Here is a 20,297-nt window from a genome sequence, read left to right as displayed (position 1 = left end):
GCCGCGCTGTGACTTCAGCCGACTTCAGCCGTGCTCCGCGAGGTACTTCCGGTTGGCCTCCATCAGCTCGTCCAGCGCGTCGCGGGCGGCGGTGAGGCTGGCGATCGCGTGCGAGAGCCGTTCCCGTTCACGTTCCATGGCCGCGAGCGCGAACTCGGCCCTGGGCCTGCTGGGTTCCGCCATGCAGGGGGCCATCTCGGCGATGGTGTGGCTGGGCAGCCCGGCGGACAGGAACGCCTGGATGAGCTCGACGCGCCGGACGTGCTCCTCGTCGTAGTGCCGCTGCCCGCTGGGCGCCCGCACGCTCGCCAGCAGGCCCTGCTGCTCGTAGTAACGCAGCGACCGCTGGCTCACGCCGGTCCGCCGCGACAACTCGCCGATCCGCATCGCGTCCCCTGTGCCCTCCGTCACCCGGGCTTGCCTTTGACATGGATGTCAACTTTTAGCGTAGCCAGGTCAGCACAGGCACCACGAGAAGGGGAAGCCGATGATCAAGTTCGTGTACCTGGTCAACCGCGTCCCGGGGATGACCCCCGAGGAGTTCGTCGCGTACCACCGGGAGCACCACGCCCCGCTGTTCACCTCCATCCCCGAGACGCGGCAGTACGTCCGGCGCTACACCGTTTCCCACCCGGTGCCCGCGCCGGGCTACCCCAGCCCGGCGTACGACGGCGTCACCGAGATCTGGTTCGACAGCTGGGCCGACCACGACGCGTTCTTCTCGTCGGCGAACTACCGCGAGCGGGTGCACCCGGACGAGGGCAAGTTCATCGACCTCGACTCCGTGCGCACGGTCGTCACCGACGAGAAGGTGGTGCTGTGAGCGTTACTGGGCCAGCTTCAGCAGCTTCGTGAAGTCGCCGGGCTCCAGGCTGCGCAGCACGGTCATGCCCTGCTCGGTGAGCGTGCGCAGCGGGCTGACGTAGTGCTTCCCGTTCACCTCGGTGGTCACGACGCCGATGCCCTGCTTGAGGATGCCGCCGCTGAGGTGGCGCAGCACCTCCCGCACGTCGGAGGGCAGCGAACCGGCCTCGCTCTCGATCTGCTCGGCGAGGTCGTCGGCGCACATCTTCTGCGTGCGGCCCTCACCGCTGACCTCGTAGCAGTCGCCGTCCTTCGTGACGCTGTACTCCTCGCCGGACGGGTCCCGCAGTTTCAGCGACGTCACGGTCGCGCGGGTGCCGCCGGTGACGGGGGAGGTCTGCGTCCGCAGGTCGAGCAGCTGGGCGCCGGTGGGCTCGGTCTCGCCCTCGGCGGCCGCGAGGATGGCGGGGCCGGCGTCGTGCAGCACGCCCATCTCGTCCGGCGGCAGCAGCTCGATGACGCGCTGGACATCGGCGTCCAGCGCGGCCTGCACCAGCTCCTTCACCGCGTCGTTCGCGGAGGCGGCGCCCTTGGCCGGGATGGACGTCGCAGGCCACTGCTGGCCGGCTTCCCGCAACGCGTAGTCGGCGATCGTGTACAGCAGGCTCGGGTACCACTCGCCGTCCACCTGGACCGTCGCGATCCGCACCGGCTCGCCGCTTTCGCGGACCTCCTTGGCGATGTCGATGGTCTCGGTGTGCGGCCCGGCGTCCGGCGTGCCGGGCAGGGCGTCGAGGAACTGCTTCGCCAGCGGCAGCTTGCCGAAGTCGCTGGTGATCGTGAGCGTGCCGCCGGTCAGCTTGGTGATCGTGACGTGGTCGTTGACCCGCTGCGCGCCCGCCTCGTCGAACGTCAGGTTCTGCGTCTGGACTCCGACGCCGGACAGCGCGTTCGGATCGGCGTTCCCGTCGAGCACCTGCAGGCGCTTGAGCTCGCTCGTCGCGTCCTTCACCGGGTCCGTGAACAACGCGGCCTCGGCCGGGGCGAGGCTGTCGAGCACGCCGACGAGGTCACCGCTGCCGAGCGAGCTGGTCAGCTTCAGCGCGGCCTCGGTCGGGCTCGCCGCGCCGGAACCCTGCTGCGCCAGCAGGTACCAGGTCGTGCCGCCGCCCGCGAGGACGACCAGCGCGGCCACCAGCCCGACGATCAGCCAGCGGCGGCCCTTGCGGGGCGGCTGGGGCTGTTCGCCGTACCCCGGCTGGCCGTAGCCCGGCTGCGGGCCGTAGCCCGGCGGGGGATAGGCCTGCTGGGGGTAGCCGGGCTGCTGCGGGTACGGCTGCCAGCCTGGCTGCTGCGGCTGCTGTGGTTGTTGCCAGCCGGGCTGGCCGGGTGTGGTCACGGGTGTCCCCCAGTTCTCGCTGTCACGGGTGGGTGGCTGCGCCGGGCACGGACCGCGAACGTGCCGAGCGCACCGGCCAGCGCGACGCCCGCGCCGGCCAGTGTGGTGACGGGACCGGTCGGCGTGATGCCGATCAGCCCGTCCGTCCCACCACTTCGGACGGTGGCGAGCAGTGCGACGGTTCCCACGGATATCGCGAGCAGGGCCGTCAGTGTTGCGGCCGCGCGCGCGAAACCCAGCGCGAACAGGCCGAGGCACACCGCCGCCAGCAGCGGCACGCCGAGCCAGAGGCGCAGCGCGGTGCGCAGGAAAGCGCTGTCCACCAGCACGAGGCGCGCGATCGCGTCGGCCGTCTGGTAGCTGTGGCGCTGGACACCTCCGGAGTGGAACCACGGCAGGAACGTGCCGAGCACGGTCACCACCAGCCCCGCCGAGGCGAGCCACGGAAGTCCGCGCCGCAAGCCGGTCATCGCCGTACCCCTTTCCTGCCGGATCTCCTCGGTGGGACGCCGGATCGGCTGAAAAGGGTCCCCCAAGCGGGGAATTGTTGCACGTGCGGGTGAAGTGTCTCGTGGGATTTCTGATACATCTGTGACACAAGTGTGCGGAGTTGAACCGGCGAGACGGAGGTGGCGGGTGCGCGCGATCCTGGGCGCGCGGGTGTCCCGGTGGACGGCCGCGACGACGCTGGCGCTGGCCGTCGCGTTCGGCGTGGCGGGTACCGCCGTGGCCGTGCCGCCCCCGCCACCCAACCCGAGCGACTCCGAGATCAAGGCGGGCCAGGCCGAGGCCAACGCGAAGGCGGGCGAGGTCGGCCAGCTCACCAACCAGCTCGCCGAGGCCGAGTCCCGGCTGTCGGACCTGCAGGCCCAGGTCGAGCTGAAGATGGAGGAGGCCAACAAGGCGCTGGTCGACCAGCAGACCGCGCAGGACGCGGCCGACCAGGCGCAGGCCGACGCCGACGCCGCCCGCCGCGAGTCCGACGCCGCCGCGGCCCAGATCGAGACGGCCCGGCAGCGGCTCGACGGCTTCATCGCGGGCAGCTACCAGCAGGGCAGCACGATCGGCTCCATCTCCGCCTACCTCGGGTCGAGCAGCCCGCGGGACCTGCTCGCCCGCGCGCAGCTGCTGTCCTCGGTCAGCGGGAGCCAGCTCAACGCGCTGGAGCTGATGGAGCAGGCGCAGACCGACAAGTCCAACAAGGACGCCGCCGCGCGGGCCGCGCTGGAGCGGGCGCGGCAGAAGCAGGCGGAGGCCGAGCAGGCCAGGCAGGCCGCCGATGCCGCGCAGGCCGCGGCCGTGCGGGCGCAGCAGAACCAGGCGGCGCAGGCCGCGAGCCTGGAGGCGAGCAGGAACAGCGTCGAGGAGCAGCTCTACGCCGCGCAGCAGCGTGTCGCGGGGCTGCAGGGGCAGCGCCAGCGGTACCAGGACTGGCTCGCGCAGAAGCAGCGCGAGGAGGAGGAACAGGCGCGGCAGGCCGCGCTCGCCGCGAGCAAGGGCAGCGGCGGGAGTGGCGGCGGCGGCAGCTCGCGGCCCGTGTCGGGTTCGGCGTCGTCGGCTGTCGAACGCGCCATCGCGCGCGCGATGTCCCAGCTCGGGGTGCCGTACGCGTGGGGCGGCGGCAACGCGAGCGGTCCGACGCGCGGCATCCGCGACGGCGGGGTGGCCGACGCCTACGGCGACTACCGCAAGATCGGGTTCGACTGCTCCGGCCTGATGATCTACGCCTACGCGGGCGTGGTGTCGCTGCCGCACTACAGCGGCTACCAGTACGACGCGGGCCGCAAGGTGCCGCTGTCGCAGATGCGGCGCGGGGACCTGTTGTTCTGGGGCCGCAGCGGCATCCACCACGTCGCGCTGTACCTCGGCAACGGGATGATGATCGAGGCGCCGCAGTCCGGGCTGGCGGTGCGTGTCGCGCCTGTGCGGTACGGCGACATCCTGCCGTACGCGACGCGCCTGGTGGGCTGAGCGGCGCGGTCGCGCGTGCCATGATCGGCGCATGACCTTCTCCTCCACCGGCAGCGTGCGCACGCCTGTGCTGGACGTGGCGTACGAGTACACCGGCGAGCCCGGGGGTGTGCCGGTGGTGCTGCTGCACGGCTTCCCGTACGACGTCCGCGCGTTCGACGACGCGGCTGCCGTCCTCGCCGACCGCGGCGCGTTCGTCCTCGCCCCGTACCTGCGGGGCTTCGGCCCGACGCGGTTCCGGGACGCCACCACGCCGCGGTCCGGTCAGCAGGCCGCACTCGCCCAGGACCTGCTCGACTTCCTGGACGCCCTGGGCCTGGACGACGCGGTGCTGGCCGGTTACGACTGGGGTGGCAGGGCCGCGTGCCTCGTCGCCGCGCTGCGGCCCGGCCGCGCGCGGGGCCTGGTGACCGTGGACGGCTACAACGTCCAGGACATCGCGGCTTCCGGCGAGCCCGCCCCGCCGGACGTGGAGCGCACTTTCTGGTACCAGTACTACTTCCACTCCGAGCGCGGGCGCCGGGGGCTGGAGCGCAACCGCGAGGAGCTGTGCGAACTGCTGTGGCGCACGTGGTCGCCCACGTGGGCGGGCGCGTCCGTGGCGTTTCCCGCCAGCGCGCCCAGCCTGCACAACCCCGACTTCGTGGACGTGGTGATCCACTCCTACCGGCACCGTTACGGCCTCGCCGAGGGGGACCCGCGGTACCAGGAGCTGGAGGACCTCATCGCCGCGCAACCGCCGATCCCGGTGCCGACGGTAGTCCTGGAAAGCGGGGCCGACGGCGTCGGCGGGCCGCTGGACCCGCAGGAGCGCGAGCACTTCACCGGCGCCTACGAACACCGCCTGCTGCCGGGGATCGGGCACAACGTGCCGCAGGAGGCGCCGGAGGCGTTCGCCGACGCCGTGCTGAGCCTGCTGTGAGCACGCTCGCCGGGATCGTGCTCGCCGGCGGTGCCGCGCGGCGGCTGTCCGGGGTGGACAAGCCGATGCTGCCGGTCGACGGGAAACCCTTGGTGCGCCACGCCGTCGACGCTCTCGCCGCGGCCGACCCGGTCGTCGTGGTCGGGCCCGAACGCGCCGGGATCCCCGGCGTGCGCTGGACCCGGGAGGAGCCGCCCGGCGGCGGTCCGCTGGCCGCGCTCGCGGCCGGGCTGGCCGTGCTGGAGCGGCCGGACCTGGTAGCCGTGCTGGCGGGGGACCTCGCCGCGGTGACGCCGTCCACAGTGGACCGCCTGGTCGACGCACTAGGCAAGCACGACGGGGCCGTGGTCGTCGACGCGGACGGGCGCCGCCAGTGGCTGCTCGGGGTGTGGCGGACCGCCCGGCTGCGTGCGGTGCTGCCCGCCGAACCCGCCGGAGCACCGCTGCGGTCGGCGCTCGGGGCGCTCGACGTCACCGGGGTCCCGGAGCACGCCGGGGAGGCCGCGGACATCGACACGCCGGAAGATCGACTACGGCATTCGTGAAGCTCACAGCCCTCACACCACCGCCGGGGTGTACTACCGATACGGTCGCACGGGAGAGGCGAACGCAAGCGAGGAGGGAACCGTGACCGAGCCCGGCTACGCCGAGGGCACGAACGGGCAGCAGGCCGCGACTCCGGCCACCGACGGCCAGTTGCTGGAACGCACCGTGTTCGAGGTCAAGCGCGTGATCGTCGGGCAGGACCGGCTGGTCGAGCGGTTGCTGGTGGGCCTGCTGGCCAAGGGGCACCTGCTGCTGGAAGGCGTGCCCGGCGTCGCGAAGACCCTCGCGGTCGAGACGTTCGCGCGCGTGGTCGGCGGCACCTTCTCGCGCGTGCAGTTCACCCCGGACCTCGTGCCCGCCGACATCCTCGGCACCCGGATCTACCGCCAGGGCAGCGAGCGCTTCGACGTCGAGCTCGGCCCGGTGGTGGCGAACTTCGTGCTGGCCGACGAGATCAACCGCGCCCCGGCGAAGGTGCAGTCGGCGATGCTCGAGGTGATGGCCGAGCGGCACGTGTCGATCGGCGGCAAGACGTTCCCGATGCCGGACCCGTTCCTGGTGCTCGCCACGCAGAACCCGATCGAGAACGAGGGCGTGTACCCGCTGCCGGAGGCGCAGCGCGACCGGTTCCTGTTCAAGATCGTCGTCGACTACCCGTCGGCGGAGGAGGAGCGCGAGATCATCTACCGGATGGGGGTGACCCCGCCGGAGCCGCAGCAGGTGCTCAGCCCCGCGGAGCTCGTGCGGCTGCAGGGCGTCGCGTCGCAGGTGTTCGTGCACCACGCGCTGGTCGACTACGTCGTGCGGCTCGTGCTCACCACCCGCACCCCGGCCGAGCACGGCCTGACCGACGTCGCGGGCTGGGTGTCCTACGGCGCCTCGCCCCGCGCGAGCCTCGGCATCATCGCCGCCGCGCGGGCGCTCGCGCTTGTCCGCGGCCGTGACTACGTGCTGCCGCAGGACGTGGTCGACGTCGTGCCCGACGTGCTGCGCCACCGGCTCGTGCTGTCCTACGACGCGCTCGCCGACGCGGTGCCGCTGGACCACATCGTCAACCGCGTGCTGCAGACCGTGCCGCTGCCGCAGGTTTCGGCCCGTCCTCAGGCCGGTCCCGGCGGCCAGCCCGCCCACATGGGAGCCGCGGGTTACTAGGAAATGGTGGGATTGGCTTGCGTAGCGGTGCGGGTAGCGGAACCTGAGGCGGCCCCTCACTCCGGGATCTCGAACTCATGAATGCCAATTCACCACGTTCGAGCTGTCCTCGCGAGAAGCCGCCTCAGAACCCGCGGCGGTGCGAGCTGACGGCCACGACAAAAGCTGCCGGGAGAACTTAGTGGCTGGCGAGGACAGGGGAAAGCGGCCCGCGTGGGCGCCGCCCGTGCTGCGCGGGGACCGGCTGGAGGCCGGGCTGCGCACGCTGGAGCTGGACGTGCGGCACCGGCTCGACGGGCTGCTGCAGGGCAACCACCTCGGCCTCGTGCCGGGGCCCGGTTCGGAGCCGGGGGAGGCGCGGCCGTACCAGCCCGGTGACGACGTGCGCCGGATGGACTGGGCCGTCACCGCGCGCACGACGACGCCGCACATCCGCGAGACGGTGGCCGACCGCGAGCTGGAGACGTGGATGGCGGTGGACCTGTCCGCGAGCCTCGACTTCGGCACCGCGTTGTGCGAGAAGCGGGACCTGGCGCTGTGCGCCGTCGCCGCGATCGCCCACCTGACCGGGGGTGGCGGCAACCGGCTCGGCGCGGTGCTGTCCAACGGCGCCGAAACCGTGCGCGTCCCCGCGCGCGGCGGCCGGGCACACACCCGCGGGCTGCTGCGCAAGATCGCCGAGCTGCCCCGCGCCACCGAGGGCACGCGCGGTGATCTCTCGGCGATCCTCGAACAACTGCGCCGTCCGCCGCGGCGGCGCGGGCTCGTCGTGGTCGTGTCGGACTTCCTCGGCGGCACCGAATGGCAGCGGCCGCTGCGCGCGCTGGCGGCGCGGCACGACCTCATCGCCGTCGAGGTGCTCGACCCCCGTGACGTGGACCTGCCCGAGGTCGGCACGATCGTGCTCGCGGACCCCGAAAGCGGGCGCCAGCGCGAGGTGCACGCGTCGGCGTTGCTTCGCCGCGAGTTCGCCGCCGCCGCGCAGGCGCACCGGGACCAGGTGGCGCGGGCGCTGCGGCAGGCCGGGGCCGCGCAGCTGACCCTGCGCACCGACTCGGACTGGATCGCCGACACCGTCCGCTTCGTCGTCGCCCGCAAGCGGCGGTGGTCGGGAGGCGCCGCGTGAGTTTCACCGGGTTCAGCGCCCCGTGGTGGTTCCTGCTGCTGATCGTGGTCGCGGCGGTCGCCGTGGGCTACGTGCTCGCGCAGCGGGCCCGGCGCAAGCGCACGATGCGGTTCTCGAACCTGGCGCTGCTGGAACGGGTCGCGCCGAAGGCGCAGGGCTGGCACCGGCACGTGCCCGCGGTGCTGCTGATCGTGTCGCTGATCCTGCTCACGGTCGCGCTCGCCGGTCCCACGGCGGAGCAGAAGGTGCCCCGCAACCGGGCGACCGTGATGCTGGTGGTGGACGTCTCGCTGTCCATGGAGGCCACCGACGTCAAGCCGACGCGCATCAAGGCGGCGCAGGACGCGGCGACGCAGTTCGCGCAGGGGCTCACGCCGGGCATCAACCTGGGGCTGGTGTCGTTCGCGGGCACCGCGACGGTGCTCGTGGCGCCGACGACCCAGCGGCAGAGCGTCGTGGCGGCGATCGACAACCTCAAGCTCGCCCAGTCCACCGCGACCGGCGAGGGGATCTTCGCCGCTTTGCAGGCGGTGCAAGGGTTTTCCGCCGTCGTCGGCGGAGCCGAGGGGCCGCCGCCCGCGCGGATCGTGCTGATGAGCGACGGCAAGCAGACCGTGCCCGAGGACCTCTACGCCCCGCGTGGCGCGTTCACCGCCGCCGAGGAGGCGAAGAAGGAGCAGGTGCCGATCTCCACGATCTCCTTCGGCACCAACCACGGCACCGTCACGATCGACGGCCGCGAGGTCCCGGTGGACGTCGACGACGGCTCGCTGCAGGAGGTCGCGCGCCTGTCCGGCGGGGACTTCTACCAGGCGGGCTCGGCCGAACAGCTCAAGGAGGTCTACCAGGACCTCGGCGAGCAGATCGGCTACGAGCTCAAGGAGGCCGACGCCAGCCGCCCCTGGGTCGTGCTGGGCACGCTGGCGCTCATCGTCGCGGCGGGCAGCGCGCTGTTCCTGGGACAGCGGCTGCCCTGAGCCTCACGCGCCGCCGGTGAAGTCGTGCTGGCGCCAGGCCTCGTACAGGGCGATGGAAGCGGTGTTGGCGAGGTTCAGCGAGCGCGAGCCGGGGCGCATGGGCAGCCGCACGCGCTTCGTGACCTGCGGGGCGTGCTGCACCTCGTCGGGCAGGCCGACCGACTCCGGACCGAACAGCAGCACGTCGCCCGGCTGGTAGGCGACGTCGGTGTACCGGTGCTCCGCGCGGGCGCTGAACGCGTACACGTTCGCGGGCAGCAGCGCCTCCCACGCGGCGTCCAGGTCGGGGTGCACCCGCACGTGCGCGAGGTCGTGGTAGTCCAGCCCGGCCCGCCGCAGGTGCTTGTCCTCGAAGGCGAACCCGAGCGGCTCGACCAGGTGCAGCTCCGCGCCGGTGTTCGCGGACAGGCGGATCGCGTTGCCCGTGTTGGGCGGAATCTCCGGCTGGTAGAAGAGCACCCGGAACATCCTGAAGATCGTTTTCCCTTCACCCGTGGTTCGGCCGGTGGCGGCGAACCGGACATTTCCGCACCCGAGCATGCCGGGAGCCCGTCCATCCCACCACAGGAGGATCCCGCATGGTCGCGCCCCTCAACCGGCGCCGTTTCCTCGGTTACGGCAGCGCCGGTGCCGCCGCGGTGCTGCTCGGCACCGGAGCCTGGAACGCCGCGAGCGCCTACGCCAACCCGGTCCGCGGCGCGAACCCGTTCACGCTCGGCGTGGCCTCGGGCGACCCGACCGCCGACGGCGTCGTGCTGTGGACGCGGCTCGCCCCCGACCCCTTCGCCGCCGACGGGAAGGGCGGCATGCCGGCCAAGCCCGTCCGCGTCGAGTACGAGGTCTCCCTGGACGAGCGGTTCCGCGCGGTCGTCCGCCGCGGCAGCGCGATCGCCACGCCCGAGCTCGGGCACTCCGTGCACCCGGAGATCTCCGGCCTGGCACCCGACCGCGAGTACTTCTACCGCTTCCGCACCGGCGGCGAGATCTCCATGGTCGGCCGCACCCGCACGACGCCCGTGCCGTGGGCGAACCCGCGGGAGCTGAACTTCGCGTTCGCCTCGTGCCAGGCCTGGCAGGACGGGTACTACACCGCCTACGAGCACATGGCCGCCGAGGACCTCGACCTCGTCGTGCACCTGGGCGACTACCTGTACGAATCCGGCGTCGGCAGCAACAAGCGCGGGGTCACCGTCGAGGACAAGTTCACCACCGAGGCCGCCGACCTCGCCCGCTACCGGCTGCAGTACGCGCTCTACAAGGCCGAGGCGCCGCTGCAGCGGGCACACGCCCGGTTCCCCTGGATCCACACGATCGACGACCACGAGGTCGAGAACAACTGGGCCGGGGACATCTCGCAGGAGGACACCGAGCCCGACCAGGACCCGGCCGTCTTCCGGCAGCGGCGGGCGCAGGCGTTCCAGGCCAACTACGAGCACCTGCCCTACCGCCACACGCAGATGCCCGCGGGGCCGAACGTGCGGCTGTACCGGCGGCTGCCGTACGGCAGGCTCGCGGACTTCACCATCCTCGACACGCGCCAGTACCGCGACGACCAGCCCTGCGGCGACGGCACGTCCGCCACGTGCACCGAGCGCTTCGAGGACGACCGCACGATTCTCGGTGCGGCACAACGGAAGTGGCTCGTCGACGGGTTCTCGTCGTCGCGGGCGCGGTGGCAGGTGCTCGGCAACCAGGCGCCGATGGGGCAGACCGACCGCGACCCCGGCCCGGACGTCAACGTCTGGCTCGACCCGTGGGACGGCTACGTCGCCGACCGCAACCGGGTGCTGGCCGCCGCGCAGGACCGGGGTGTGCGCAACCTCGTGGTGATCACCGGCGACCGGCACCAGAACTACGCGTGGGACCTCAAGCGCGACTACGCAGACCCGGCCTCGGCGACGGTGGGCAGCGAGTTCGTCGGCACGTCGATCACCAGCGGCGGCGACGGCGCCGACATGAACGACGACGGCAAGGCGTTCCTGGCCGCCAACCCGCACCTGAAGTTCTTCAACAGCCAGCGCGGGTACGTGCGCGTGAACGTCGACCGGCAGCGGTGGCGCAGCGACTTCCGCGTGGTGCCGTACGTGACGAAGCCCGGCGCGCCCGTGACGACGCGCGCGAGCTACGTCGTCGAGGACGGGCGGCCGGGCGTCGTGGAGGCGTGAACCAGCTTCGCGCGGACGTCCGGCAGGAGTCGAAGAACCGACGGCCAACGGTGGGGCGTCGAGCGAGTCGAGCCTGGCTTCGACGACCAGTACGTCGAAGCCAGGCTGACCGCCTGCTGTCGCAAGGCCGCCGCCACGTCACGTCATCGCCTCGGTCGCGGACGAACTGACGGGACCCGCGCCCTCAGCGCACCCGCAGCGGCAGCCGCGCGACCGGCTCGGTCATCGCAGGGCCTCCAGGACCTGTGAGGTGTCCAGCACCCGCCCGAAGAACGAACCGATCGTGCGCAGCGTCGCCTCCTGCGCGGCGTCCGACAGCGCGCCGGTGGCGTCGGAGACGAAGGCGACCTGGTAGTCGCGCATGAAGGCGCTGCGCGCGGTGGACTCGCAGCACACCTCGGTGACCGTGCCGGTCACGATCAGCGTGTCCACCCCGCGCGGCCCGCGCAGCGTGCCGAGGACGGTGTCCAGTTCCGTGCCGTGGAAGGCGTCGTAGCGGTGCTTGCGGATCACGACCTCGCCGGGTTCGGGCTTGAGCTCGTCGACGATCTCCGCGCCGTACGTCCCGTCCCGCATGCCCACCTCACGCAGCTTCGGCTGGTACGCGGTTTCCAGCGGCGACACGTCGAAGGAGTCGTACAGGACATGTCGCGTGTACACGACGGGCACCCCCGTGGCGCGGCAGGCGTGCACGAGCGTGCGGATCGCGGGGAGGCGGCTGCGGGCCATCGGGACCTCCATCGGGAAGCCCTCGCGCACGAAGTCGTTCTGCATGTCGATCACCAGGAGCACGGACGACTCCGGCCTGAGTTCCCAGGGCACCATCACTTCCCTTCCGTCTGTGATCCCGGTTATACCTCCCGCGCGGGCTACCGCGGGGTAGCGGTGGCGGGTGCCCGGCGGCCCCTGGGCTGCGGATAACCTCAGCCGGGCACATCGGAGACGACGCACGAGGAGTGGCACGTGGGACGGTCGGTACTGGTCACCGGCGGCAACCGGGGCATCGGGCTGGCGATCGCCCGTGACCTGGCCGGGCAGGGGCACAAGGTGGCCGTCACGCACCGCGGGTCGGGGGCGCCGGAGGGGCTGTTCGGCGTGCGGGCCGACGTCACCGACAGCGAGCAGGTCGACGAGGCGTTCAAGCAGGTCGAGGAGCACCAGGGCCCCGTCGAGGTGCTGGTGTCCAACGCGGGCATCACCCAGGACACGCTGCTGTTGCGCATGACCGAGGAGCAGTTCACCAGCGTCGTCGACGCGAACCTCACCGGCGCCTACCGCGTCGCCAAGCGCGCCTCGCGCGGCATGCTGCGCGGCAAGTGGGGCCGGTTCATCTTCATCTCGTCGGTGGTCGGGCTGACCGGCAACGCCGGGCAGGTCAACTACGCGGCGAGCAAGGCCGGCCTCGTCGGCCTCGCCCGGTCGCTGGCCCGCGAGCTGGGTTCGCGCAACATCACCGCGAACGTCGTGGCGCCCGGCTACGTCGCCACCGACATGACCGACGCGCTCACCGAGGAGCAGCGCACCGCGGTGCTGTCGCAGGTCCCGGCGGGCCGCTACGCCGACCCCGCCGAGATCGCCGCCGCCGTGCGCTTCCTGGCCTCCGAGGAAGCCGGTTACGTCAACGGCGCGGTGCTGCCCGTCGACGGCGGCCTCGGCATGGGCCACTAGAAGGTTTTCCCCGTAGAAAGGACTGGTTTTGCCCGGACTGCTCGAAGGTAAGCGGCTGCTGATCACCGGTGTCATCACCGACGCCTCCATCGCGTTCCACGCCGCCAAGGTGGCGCAGGAGCAGGGCGCGAAGGTCGTGCTGACCGGCTTCGGCCGGATGTCGCTCGTGGAGCGCATCGCGAAGCGGCTGCCCGAGCCGGCGCCCGTGATCGAGCTGGACGTGCAGAACAGCGAGCACCTGGACACCCTCGCCGACCGCGTGCGGGAGCACGTGGACGGCCTCGACGGGGTGCTGCACGCGATCGCGTTCGCGCCGCAGACGTGCCTCGGCGCGCCGTTCCTGGACGCGCCGAAGGAGGACGTGTCCGTCGCCGTCGAGGTGTCGGCGTACTCGTTCAAGTCGCTCGCGATGGCGTGCCTGCCGCTGCTGGGCGAGGGCTCGTCGATCGTCGGACTGGACTTCGACGCGCGCGTCGCCTGGCCCGCCTACAACTGGATGGGCGTGGCGAAGGCGGCGCTGGAGTCGGTGAACCGGTACCTGGCGCGTGACCTGGGGCCGAAGGGCATCCGGGTGAACCTGGTGTCGGCGGGCCCGCTCAAGACGATGGCGGCCAAGTCGATCCCGGGCTTCAGCGAGCTGGAGGGCGGCTGGGGCGACCGCGCGCCGCTGGGCTGGAACGCCGAGGACGCCACGCCGGTCGCGAAGAGCATCTGCGCGCTGCTGTCGGACTGGCTCCCGGCGACCACGGGTTCCATGGTGTGGGTCGACGGGGGAGTGCACGCGCTCGGAATCTGACCGCCACGCGGAGCGTGCCCGTTGAGGGCGGTGGTGGGCTGGCGGGTGGGCAGGGGCGGATCAGCGTGGGGCGCGTCATAGCGGCAGGATGGTGGCCGTGAGTTACGACGCGCTGCTGTGGCTGTCCTTCGGCGGGCCGGAGGGGCCGGACGAGGTCATGCCGTTCCTGGAGAACGTGACGCGCGGCCGGGGCGTGCCGCCGGAGCGGCTGGCCGAGGTCGCCGAGCACTACCAGCACTTCGGCGGGGTCTCGCCGATCAACCGGCTCAACCGCGAGGCCATCGCGGCGGTGGAGAAGGAGCTGGCGGCGCAGGGCGTCGACCTTCCCGTGTACTTCGGCAACCGCAACTGGCACCCGATGGTGGAGGACACCGTCGAGCGCATGAAGGCCGACGGGGTGCGGCGGGCGCTGGTGTTCCCGACCAGCGCGTACGGCGGCTACTCGGCGTGCCGCCAGTACGACGAGGACATCGAGCGCGCCCGCGCCGCCGTCGGCGAGGACGCGCCGGAGCTGACGAAACTGCGCCAGTTCTTCGACCACCCGCTGTTCGTCGCCGCGTTCGCCGACGGGCTGCGGGCCGCGCTCGCGCAGGTGCCGGGCGCGCGGGTCGTGTTCACCGCGCACTCGGTGCCGGAGAGCGCCGACAAGGCCGCCGGGCCGCCGGAGGAGGGCGGGCGCCGGTACTCGCGGCAGATCCACGAGGCGGCGCGCCTGGTCGCGGTGGAGGCGGGCGTCGCGGAGTACGACGTGGTGTGGCAGTCGCGGTCGGGGCCGCCGCAGGTGCCGTGGCTGGAGCCGGACATCGTCGACCACATCGACGCGCTGCACGAGCGCGGGGTCGAGGGGGTCGTGGTGTGCCCGGTGGGGTTCGTGTCTGACCACCTGGAGGTGATCTGGGACCTGGACAACGAGGCCGCCGAACGCGCCGCGGAGCACGGCATGGGGTTCGCCCGCGCCGCCACCCCCAACGCCGACCCGCGGTTCGCCGAGCTGGTGGTGGAGCTGGTGCGCGAGCACCTGTCGGACGCCCCGGTGCGCAAGCTGTCGGACTTCCCGGCGGCGGGCTGCACCCTCAACGGCGCCCCCTGCGCGGTGGCGTGCTGCGAACCCGTGAGGCGGCCTTCGCGGTAGCGTGGCCACCGGCCAGTCGCCTCCGCGGGACCGCCCTACTGGGACCGGTCCGCCTGCTCGCTGAACTGCCGCACCGCTTCGTTCACCGCGGCGTAGCGGGCCCGGCGGACGGCGTTGCCCAGTGGCCGCAGCGCGTCCGCACGCAGCGTCGCCGCCGAGGCGGACAGGGCGCCGCCCGGCTCGTCGATCTCCGCGACCGCCAGGATCGCCCCCACCTCCTCCGCGCGCTGCAGCACCCGCAGCGCGCGGCCCGGGGTGCCCGCCGGCCACTCCGGCCGGGGCCGGGCCCGCAGCCACGCCGACAGCTCCGCCCGCACGCCCGGCCGGTCCTTCGCCACGTCGAGCGCCTGCAGCGCGCCCGCCGAGTCGCGGATCGCGTCGGTCAGGCCGTGTTCCGCCTCCGCCAGCCCGACGTACTCCGGCGCACCACTGTCCACTTTGTACACCGACCAGCGCACGAGCCCCTCGGCGATCGGCTGCGGCACCAGGCCGAACCCCAGCGACGGGAACAGCACCGCCTCGCCGGCCCGCAGCGCGGCCTCGGTGAACGGGCCGCCTCCGCCGAGCCCGCGCACGTCGCCCGGCACGGGCAGCACCAGCCGGGCGTCGGCCGCACCCCGCGAGCGCAGCGCGGCCAGCAACTGCACCGGGGTGGCGGGGAAGTCACCGGCCGGCGGCAGGTCGAGGCCCACCGCGGACTCGGCGTCGGCCGCGACGACCTCGTGCGCCTCGCCCCACGCGAGCAGGGCGTCGAGCACGTCGTCGGAGGCGGCGGCGCCGGACAGCCACGCGGAGGTCCACACGGTCAGGGTCGCGGAAGGACAGCACACGGCGATCCAGAATACCGGCTCCGCGTGCTGGAGCTGCTCCACATCGACGATCCGGCCCGGCAGGGTTAGCGTCGTAGGGGTGAACCCCGTACCCGAACACCTTCCCCGGACAGCGGGGGAGCTGCGCGCGGCCGGTCACCGGCCGCGCGGGATCAAACAGGAAATCCACGACAACCTGCTCGCCGCGCTCCGCGAGGGCCGGAACCCGTGGCCGGGCATCGTCGGGTTCGAGCGCACCGTGCTCCCGCAGTTCGAGCGCGCCCTGCTGGCCGGGCACGACGTCGTGCTGCTCGGCGAACGCGGCCAGGGCAAGACCCGCCTGCTGCGCACGCTCGCCGGCCTGCTCGACGAGTGGACCCCGGTCATCGAGGGCAGCGAGCTGGCCGAGCACCCGCTGGACCCGATCACACCCGCCTCGATCCGCCGTGCCGCCGAGCTGGGCGACGACCTGCCCGTCACCTGGCTGCACCGCGACCAGCGCTACACCGAGAAGCTGGCCACGCCGGACACGAGCGTCGGTGACCTCATCGGCGACGTCGACCCGGTGAAGGTGGCCGAGGGCCGCAGCCTCGGCGACCCCGAGACCATCCACTTCGGACTGGTGCCGAGGGCGCACCGCGGCATCGTGGCCATCAACGAGCTGCCCGACCTCGCCGAGCGCATCCAGGTCGCCCTGCTCAACGTGATGGAGGAGCGCGACATCCAGGTCCGCGGCTACACGCTGCGCCTGCCGCTGGACGTGCTGCTCGTGGCCACCGCGAACCCCGAGGACTACACCAACCGCGGCCGCATCATCACCCCGCTCAAGGACCGCTTCGGCGCCGAGATCCGCACGCACTACCCGCTGGAGCTCTCCGCCGAGGTGGACGTGGTGCGCCAGGAGGCCAACCTCGTCGCCGAGGTCGGTGAGCCGCTGCTGGAGGTCATCGCCCGGTTCGTCTGGAACCTCCGCGAATCGACCGTGATCGACCAGCGCTCCGGCGTGTCCGCGCGGTTCGCCGTTGCGGCGGCGGAGACGGTCGCGGCGGCCGCGCTGCGCCGCTCCGCGCTCACCGGCGAGCAGCCCGCCGTGGCGCGCCCGGTGGACCTCGACGCGGTGCCCGCCGTGCTGCGCGGCAAGGTCGAGTTCGAGCCTGGCGAGGAGGGCCGCGAGACCGAGCACCTCGTGCACCTGCTGCGCCGCGCGGTCGCCGAGACGGCCCGTGAGCGCTTCGGCGGGCTGAACCTGCGCCCGCTGGTCGAGGCGGTCGCGAACGGCCACCTGGTCGCGACGGGCGAGAAGGTGCCCGGCGCGGACGTGCTGTCCGCGCTGCCCGAGCTGCCGGTGCTGCACGAGGTCGCGCAGCGGGCGGGCGTGTCGGCGGAAGACCCGCCGGGCCGCATCGCCTCGGCCGTCGAGCTGGCGCTGGAGTCGCTGTACCTGGCCCGGCAGCTGGCCAAGGACTCCGACGACGCGACGACGGTGTACGGGCCGTGACCACCCCCGAGAGCTACTCGTACGGCCCGTGGCACGACGGGCCGGACCCGCTCGCCCCGCCGATCGACCTGCGGGACGCGCTGGACGAGATCGGCCAGGACGTCATGGGCGGCTCGTCCCCGCGTTCCGCGCTGGAGGAGCTGCTCCGGCGCGGCACGCGCAACACCGCGGGCCTGGACGAGCTGACCCGGCGGGTGTGGCAGCGGCGCTCGCAGATCCAGCGCCGCAACAACCTCGACGGCACGCTCCAGGAGGTCCAGCGCCTGCTCAGCGAGGCGCTGGACGCCGAGCGGCGCGCGTTGTTCCCCGACCCGTCGGACGACGCGCGGCTGGCGGAGGCGGAGCTGGACGCGCTGCCGCCCGGCACCGCCGCCGCGGTCCGCGAGCTGACCGACTACCAGTGGCGTTCCGAGCAGGGCCGCGAGAACTACGAGAAGATCCAGGACCTGCTGGGCCGGGAGATGCTCGAATCCCGGTTCCAGGGCATGAAGGAGGCGTTGCGGAACACCAGCCAGGAGGACGTCGAGCGCGTCAACCAGATGTTATCCGACCTCAACGAACTGCTCGACGCGCACGCGCGGCACTCGCCTGACGTGGACGAGCGGTTCGAGGAGTTCATGCGGCAGCACGGCGAGTTCTTCCCGGAGAACCCGCAGAACGTGGACGAGCTGATCGACGCGCTCGCCGAACGCGCCGCCGCCGCGCAGCGGATGATGAACTCGATGAGCGAGGAGCAGCGCAACGAGCTGATGAGCCTCGCGCAGCAGGCGTTCGGCGATCCCCGCATCGCGCAGCAACTGTCGCAATTGGACGCTCAGCTGCGGGCGCTGCGGCCGGGGGAGGACTGGACGTCCTCGGCCCGGTTCCGGGGCCGCAACCCGCTCGGCATGGGCGAGGGCGCCCAGGCGATGCAGGACCTCGCGGAGCTGGACGCGCTGGCCGAGCAGCTCGCGCAGTCCTACCCGGGTGCGCGGCTGGAGGACATCGACCTGGAGGCGCTGGAACGCCAGCTGGGCCCCGACGCCGGGGTGGACGCGCGCCGGCTGTCCGAGCTGGAGCGGGAACTGCGCCGCCAGGGTCTGTTCGAGCGGGCGCCGGACGGGTCGCTTCGCTTGTCTCCCAAGGCGTTGCGGCGCCTGGGGGAGACGGCGCTGGCGGACGTCGTGAACGCGCTGCGCGGCAAGACCGGGCAGCGTGAGCAGGAGTCCGCGGGTGCGGCGGGCGAGCCGACGGGCGCGAGCAGGCCGTGGCAGTTCGGCGACATGCAGCCGTGGGACACCTCGCGGACGGTGCGCAACGCGGTGCTGCGGACGGCTTCCGTCGGTGGCGGTCGCGTCCGGCTGGATGTGTCCGATGTGGAGGTCGTGGAGACCGAGCACCGGTCACGGGCGGCGGTGGCGCTGCTCGTGGACACGTCCTGGTCGATGGTGCAGGAGGGCCGGTGGCTGCCCATGAAGCGCACCGCGCTCGCGTTGCACCAGCTGATCTCGACGCGCTTCCGCAACGACGCGCTGCAGCTGATCACCTTCGGCCGGTACGCCGCGGCGGTGGAGCTGGCGGAGCTGGTCGGCCTGGAGGGCGCGTGGGAGCAGGGCACCAACGCCCACCACGCGCTGCTGCTGGCCGGACGGCACCTGCGCAGGCACCCCGACGCGCAGCCGGTGGTGCTGATGGTCACCGACGGCGAGCCGACCGCGCACCTGGAGCCGGACGGGGAGGCCGTGTTCGACTACCCGCCCCAGCCGCAGACGCTGTACCGCACGGTGTCCGAAGTGGACCGCCTAGCGAAGCTGGGCGCGTCGCTGACGGTGTTCCGGCTCGGCGACGATCCCCGGCTGGAGGCGTTCGTCGACCTGCTCGCCCGCCGCTCCGGTGGCCGGGTGGTGGCGCCGGACCTCGACGGCCTCGGCGCCGCCGTGGTCGGTGACTACCTGCGCACCCGGAGGCGCTGATTCAGCGCGGGGTGACCGAAATACGGGCACCCCGCGCGGGCACCATCGTGATGTGCCGCGCCCGCGAGCCCTCGGCGCGGGCGCGGTCGGGCGTGAGGTGCCAGCGGGACAGCACGGCCCGCAGCACGATCGTGGCTTCCAGCAAGGAAAAACCCGCGCCCAGGCAACGGCGGACGCCGCCGCCGAACGGGAACCACGTGCCGCTCGCCGGGCCGCCGTCGAGGAACCGCTCCGGGCGGAACTCGTCCGGCGCGGGGTGGTGCGCCCCGTCGGCGTGCACGAGGGCGATCGACGGCATCACCGTGTACCCGGCGGGGATCCGGTAGCCGCCGATCTCGATGTCCTCGGTGAGCCTGCGGGCGACCTCGGAGATCACCGGGTGCAGGCGCATCGCCTCCTTGACCACCGCTTCGAGGTACTTGTCGTCGCCGGAGCCGGCGGCCTCGGTGGCGCGGCGCAGCCGGGCCGGATCGCGGGCCAGCTCGTGGAACGACCACGCCAGCGCCGTCGCGGTGGTCTCGTGCCCGGCGAGCAGGAGCGTGATCAGCTGGTCGCGCAGCTCGGCGTCGGACAGCCGGTCGTCCTCGGCGGGCACGGTCAGCAGCCGGGACAGCACGTCGCCGCGCTCCTCGAGGTCGGGCGCGGTGCGGCGCTCGGCGATCTCGGCGTACAGCAGCTCGTCGACCCGCTCCTGCCGCTCGCGGGACCGCCGGAACGGGCCGAAGTTCCGCAGTTTCTCGTTCTGGAAACCGAACAGGTCGAGCACGCCGATGTCGACCAGCTCGGTCAGCAGGCGCCGCAGCTCGTCCAGCCGCGGGCCTTCGCCGACCCCGAACACGACCCGCAGGATGATCTCCAGGGTGAGCGCCTGCATCCGTTCGTGCGAGCGGAACACCCGGCCCGCGGGCCAGCCGGCGGCCTCCCGCTCGGCCAGCTCGGTGATCATGTCCCGGTACCCGCGCAGCGCGGAGCCGTGGAAGGCGGGCATCAGCAGCTTGCGGGCGCGCAGGTGCACGTCCTCGTCGGTGAGCAGCACGGAGTGCTCGCCCATGATGGGCTTGAGGATCGCGTTGCCCTCGCCCGCGTGGAACGTCTTGGCCGAGCCGCTGAACACCGCCTTGATGTGGTCGAGGTCGGCGAGCTGGACGGCCTCGCGGTTGGCGTAGAGCCGGACGGTGAACACGTCGCCGTAGCGGCGGTGCCAGTGCGGCAGCAGCCGGTGCCGGAAGTTGCCGAACAGCACCGTCTGCACCAGTGCGGGCAGCTTCGGGCCCGGCGGGAGCGCGGTCGTGCGGGACAGGGTGGTCGTCACGGGAGGGACCTCCTCGGCTGCGGTGCCGGACGCCCTTTTTATACGCGCGTATAAACGCGGTGTCCAGG

The 20,297-nt window shown here is 72.7% G+C and carries 20 protein-coding genes; 13 read left to right on the top strand and 7 right to left on the bottom strand.

Going from position 1 to position 20,297, the window contains the following annotated elements; all coding sequences use genetic code 11:
* Positions 1-24: 24 nt before the first annotated feature.
* Positions 25-411 carry a MerR family transcriptional regulator gene (locus ABFX51_RS05325; RefSeq protein WP_346052536.1) on the bottom strand — a complete coding sequence of 129 codons (387 nt, stop codon included), beginning with the start codon at positions 409-411 and terminating at the stop codon, positions 25-27.
* A gap of 76 nt (positions 412-487) precedes the next feature.
* Between ABFX51_RS05325 and ABFX51_RS05320 the strand changes: the two genes are divergently transcribed.
* Entirely contained in the window at positions 488-823 is a 336-nt protein-coding gene (locus ABFX51_RS05320; protein ID WP_091503431.1) for an EthD domain-containing protein, read from the top strand.
* Positions 824-826: 3 nt separating this feature from the next.
* Here ABFX51_RS05320 and ABFX51_RS05315 read toward each other — a convergent pair whose 3' ends face one another.
* Positions 827-2,203, bottom strand: a complete 1,377-nt coding sequence (locus ABFX51_RS05315) for a flagellar basal body-associated FliL family protein (protein WP_346052534.1) — start codon at positions 2,201-2,203, stop codon at positions 827-829.
* Positions 2,200-2,673: a hypothetical protein gene (locus ABFX51_RS05310; protein WP_346052532.1), complete on the bottom strand. Its 474-nt coding sequence runs from the start codon at positions 2,671-2,673 to the stop codon at positions 2,200-2,202. Before ABFX51_RS05310 ends, ABFX51_RS05315 begins: the two co-directional genes overlap by 4 nt.
* 175 nt (positions 2,674-2,848) lie before the next feature.
* Between ABFX51_RS05310 and ABFX51_RS05305 the strand changes: the two genes are divergently transcribed.
* From ABFX51_RS05305 to ABFX51_RS05280, 6 genes are all read left to right on the top strand, one after another.
* A complete protein-coding gene (locus tag ABFX51_RS05305) occupies positions 2,849-4,174 on the top strand; it encodes an NlpC/P60 family protein (protein ID WP_428832440.1) in 1,326 nt (441 codons plus the stop codon).
* A gap of 31 nt (positions 4,175-4,205) precedes the next feature.
* The gene (locus ABFX51_RS05300) at positions 4,206-5,096 is read left to right on the top strand and encodes an alpha/beta fold hydrolase (RefSeq protein ID WP_346052530.1); all 891 of its coding nucleotides are present in this window, start codon (positions 4,206-4,208) and stop codon (positions 5,094-5,096) included.
* 65 nt (positions 5,097-5,161) lie between these two features.
* Entirely contained in the window at positions 5,162-5,641 is a 480-nt protein-coding gene (mobA, locus tag ABFX51_RS05295; RefSeq protein ID WP_428832439.1) for a molybdenum cofactor guanylyltransferase, read from the top strand.
* 82 nt (positions 5,642-5,723) lie between these two features.
* On the top strand, positions 5,724-6,794 hold the full coding sequence (locus ABFX51_RS05290; RefSeq protein ID WP_091503440.1) for an AAA family ATPase: 1,071 nt from the start codon (positions 5,724-5,726) through the stop codon (positions 6,792-6,794).
* A 181-nt stretch (positions 6,795-6,975) separates the two neighbouring features.
* The gene (locus ABFX51_RS05285) at positions 6,976-7,920 is read left to right on the top strand and encodes a DUF58 domain-containing protein (RefSeq protein ID WP_346052526.1); all 945 of its coding nucleotides are present in this window, start codon (positions 6,976-6,978) and stop codon (positions 7,918-7,920) included.
* On the top strand, positions 7,917-8,897 hold the full coding sequence (locus ABFX51_RS05280) for a VWA domain-containing protein (protein ID WP_346052524.1): 981 nt from the start codon (positions 7,917-7,919) through the stop codon (positions 8,895-8,897). Before ABFX51_RS05285 ends, ABFX51_RS05280 begins: the two co-directional genes overlap by 4 nt.
* Positions 8,898-8,900: 3 nt before the next feature.
* Here ABFX51_RS05280 and ABFX51_RS05275 read toward each other — a convergent pair whose 3' ends face one another.
* Positions 8,901-9,365 carry a tRNA (cytidine(34)-2'-O)-methyltransferase gene (locus tag ABFX51_RS05275; RefSeq protein ID WP_346052522.1) on the bottom strand — a complete coding sequence of 155 codons (465 nt, stop codon included), beginning with the start codon at positions 9,363-9,365 and terminating at the stop codon, positions 8,901-8,903.
* Positions 9,366-9,475: 110 nt separating this feature from the next.
* On the opposite strand from ABFX51_RS05275, the gene ABFX51_RS05270 reads away from it, so the two are divergent.
* The gene (locus tag ABFX51_RS05270) at positions 9,476-11,062 is read left to right on the top strand and encodes an alkaline phosphatase D family protein (RefSeq protein WP_346052520.1); all 1,587 of its coding nucleotides are present in this window, start codon (positions 9,476-9,478) and stop codon (positions 11,060-11,062) included.
* Between the two features lie 222 nt (positions 11,063-11,284).
* Here the strand turns inward: ABFX51_RS05270 and ABFX51_RS05265 are convergent, their stop codons facing one another.
* Positions 11,285-11,884 carry an isochorismatase family protein gene (locus ABFX51_RS05265; protein ID WP_346052518.1) on the bottom strand — a complete coding sequence of 200 codons (600 nt, stop codon included), beginning with the start codon at positions 11,882-11,884 and terminating at the stop codon, positions 11,285-11,287.
* 141 nt (positions 11,885-12,025) lie between these two features.
* Between ABFX51_RS05265 and ABFX51_RS05260 the strand changes: the two genes are divergently transcribed.
* The 3 genes from ABFX51_RS05260 (at position 12,026) to ABFX51_RS05250 (ending at position 14,658) form a co-directional block, all read left to right on the top strand.
* Positions 12,026-12,730: a beta-ketoacyl-ACP reductase gene (locus ABFX51_RS05260; protein WP_091503449.1), complete on the top strand. Its 705-nt coding sequence runs from the start codon at positions 12,026-12,028 to the stop codon at positions 12,728-12,730.
* A gap of 28 nt (positions 12,731-12,758) precedes the next feature.
* The gene (gene fabI, locus ABFX51_RS05255) at positions 12,759-13,526 is read left to right on the top strand and encodes an enoyl-ACP reductase FabI (protein ID WP_346052516.1); all 768 of its coding nucleotides are present in this window, start codon (positions 12,759-12,761) and stop codon (positions 13,524-13,526) included.
* 97 nt (positions 13,527-13,623) lie between these two features.
* On the top strand, positions 13,624-14,658 hold the full coding sequence (locus tag ABFX51_RS05250; RefSeq protein WP_346052515.1) for a ferrochelatase: 1,035 nt from the start codon (positions 13,624-13,626) through the stop codon (positions 14,656-14,658).
* Between the two features lie 35 nt (positions 14,659-14,693).
* On the opposite strand, the gene ABFX51_RS05245 is transcribed toward ABFX51_RS05250, so the two are convergent.
* Positions 14,694-15,488, bottom strand: a complete 795-nt coding sequence (locus tag ABFX51_RS05245) for a hypothetical protein (protein ID WP_346052513.1) — start codon at positions 15,486-15,488, stop codon at positions 14,694-14,696.
* Between the two features lie 79 nt (positions 15,489-15,567).
* Between ABFX51_RS05245 and ABFX51_RS05240 the strand changes: the two genes are divergently transcribed.
* Complete coding sequence (locus tag ABFX51_RS05240; protein WP_346052511.1) at positions 15,568-16,965, top strand: ATP-binding protein; 1,398 nt, start codon at positions 15,568-15,570, stop codon at positions 16,963-16,965.
* Entirely contained in the window at positions 16,962-18,917 is a 1,956-nt protein-coding gene (locus tag ABFX51_RS05235; protein WP_346052509.1) for a vWA domain-containing protein, read from the top strand. The genes ABFX51_RS05240 and ABFX51_RS05235 overlap by 4 nt, the downstream gene beginning before the upstream one ends.
* 1 nt (position 18,918) lies before the next feature.
* Here ABFX51_RS05235 and ABFX51_RS05230 read toward each other — a convergent pair whose 3' ends face one another.
* Positions 18,919-20,229, bottom strand: a complete 1,311-nt coding sequence (locus tag ABFX51_RS05230) for a cytochrome P450 (RefSeq protein WP_346052507.1) — start codon at positions 20,227-20,229, stop codon at positions 18,919-18,921.
* Positions 20,230-20,297: the final 68 nt, after the last annotated feature.

Origin of the sequence: Amycolatopsis dongchuanensis, from assembly GCF_039542405.1 — a bacterium.
In the GTDB taxonomy this organism is placed as follows: Bacteria; Actinomycetota; Actinomycetes; order Mycobacteriales; family Pseudonocardiaceae; genus Amycolatopsis_E; species Amycolatopsis_E sacchari.
The sequence above is the reverse complement of the archived record's forward strand: the minus strand, read 5'-3'. Positions and strand labels throughout refer to the sequence as shown.

Coding starts and splice junctions, on each gene's coding strand:
- ABFX51_RS05320 (WP_091503431.1), top strand. CDS start 488: ATGATCAAGTTCGTGTACCTGGTCAACCGCGTCCCGGGGATGACCCCC.
- ABFX51_RS05310 (WP_346052532.1), bottom strand. CDS start 2,673: ATGACCGGCTTGCGGCGCGGACTTCCGTGGCTCGCCTCGGCGGGGCTG.
- ABFX51_RS05300 (WP_346052530.1), top strand. CDS start 4,206: ATGACCTTCTCCTCCACCGGCAGCGTGCGCACGCCTGTGCTGGACGTG.
- mobA (WP_428832439.1), top strand. CDS start 5,162: ATGCTGCCGGTCGACGGGAAACCCTTGGTGCGCCACGCCGTCGACGCT.
- ABFX51_RS05275 (WP_346052522.1), bottom strand. CDS start 9,365: ATGTTCCGGGTGCTCTTCTACCAGCCGGAGATTCCGCCCAACACGGGC.
- ABFX51_RS05270 (WP_346052520.1), top strand. CDS start 9,476: ATGGTCGCGCCCCTCAACCGGCGCCGTTTCCTCGGTTACGGCAGCGCC.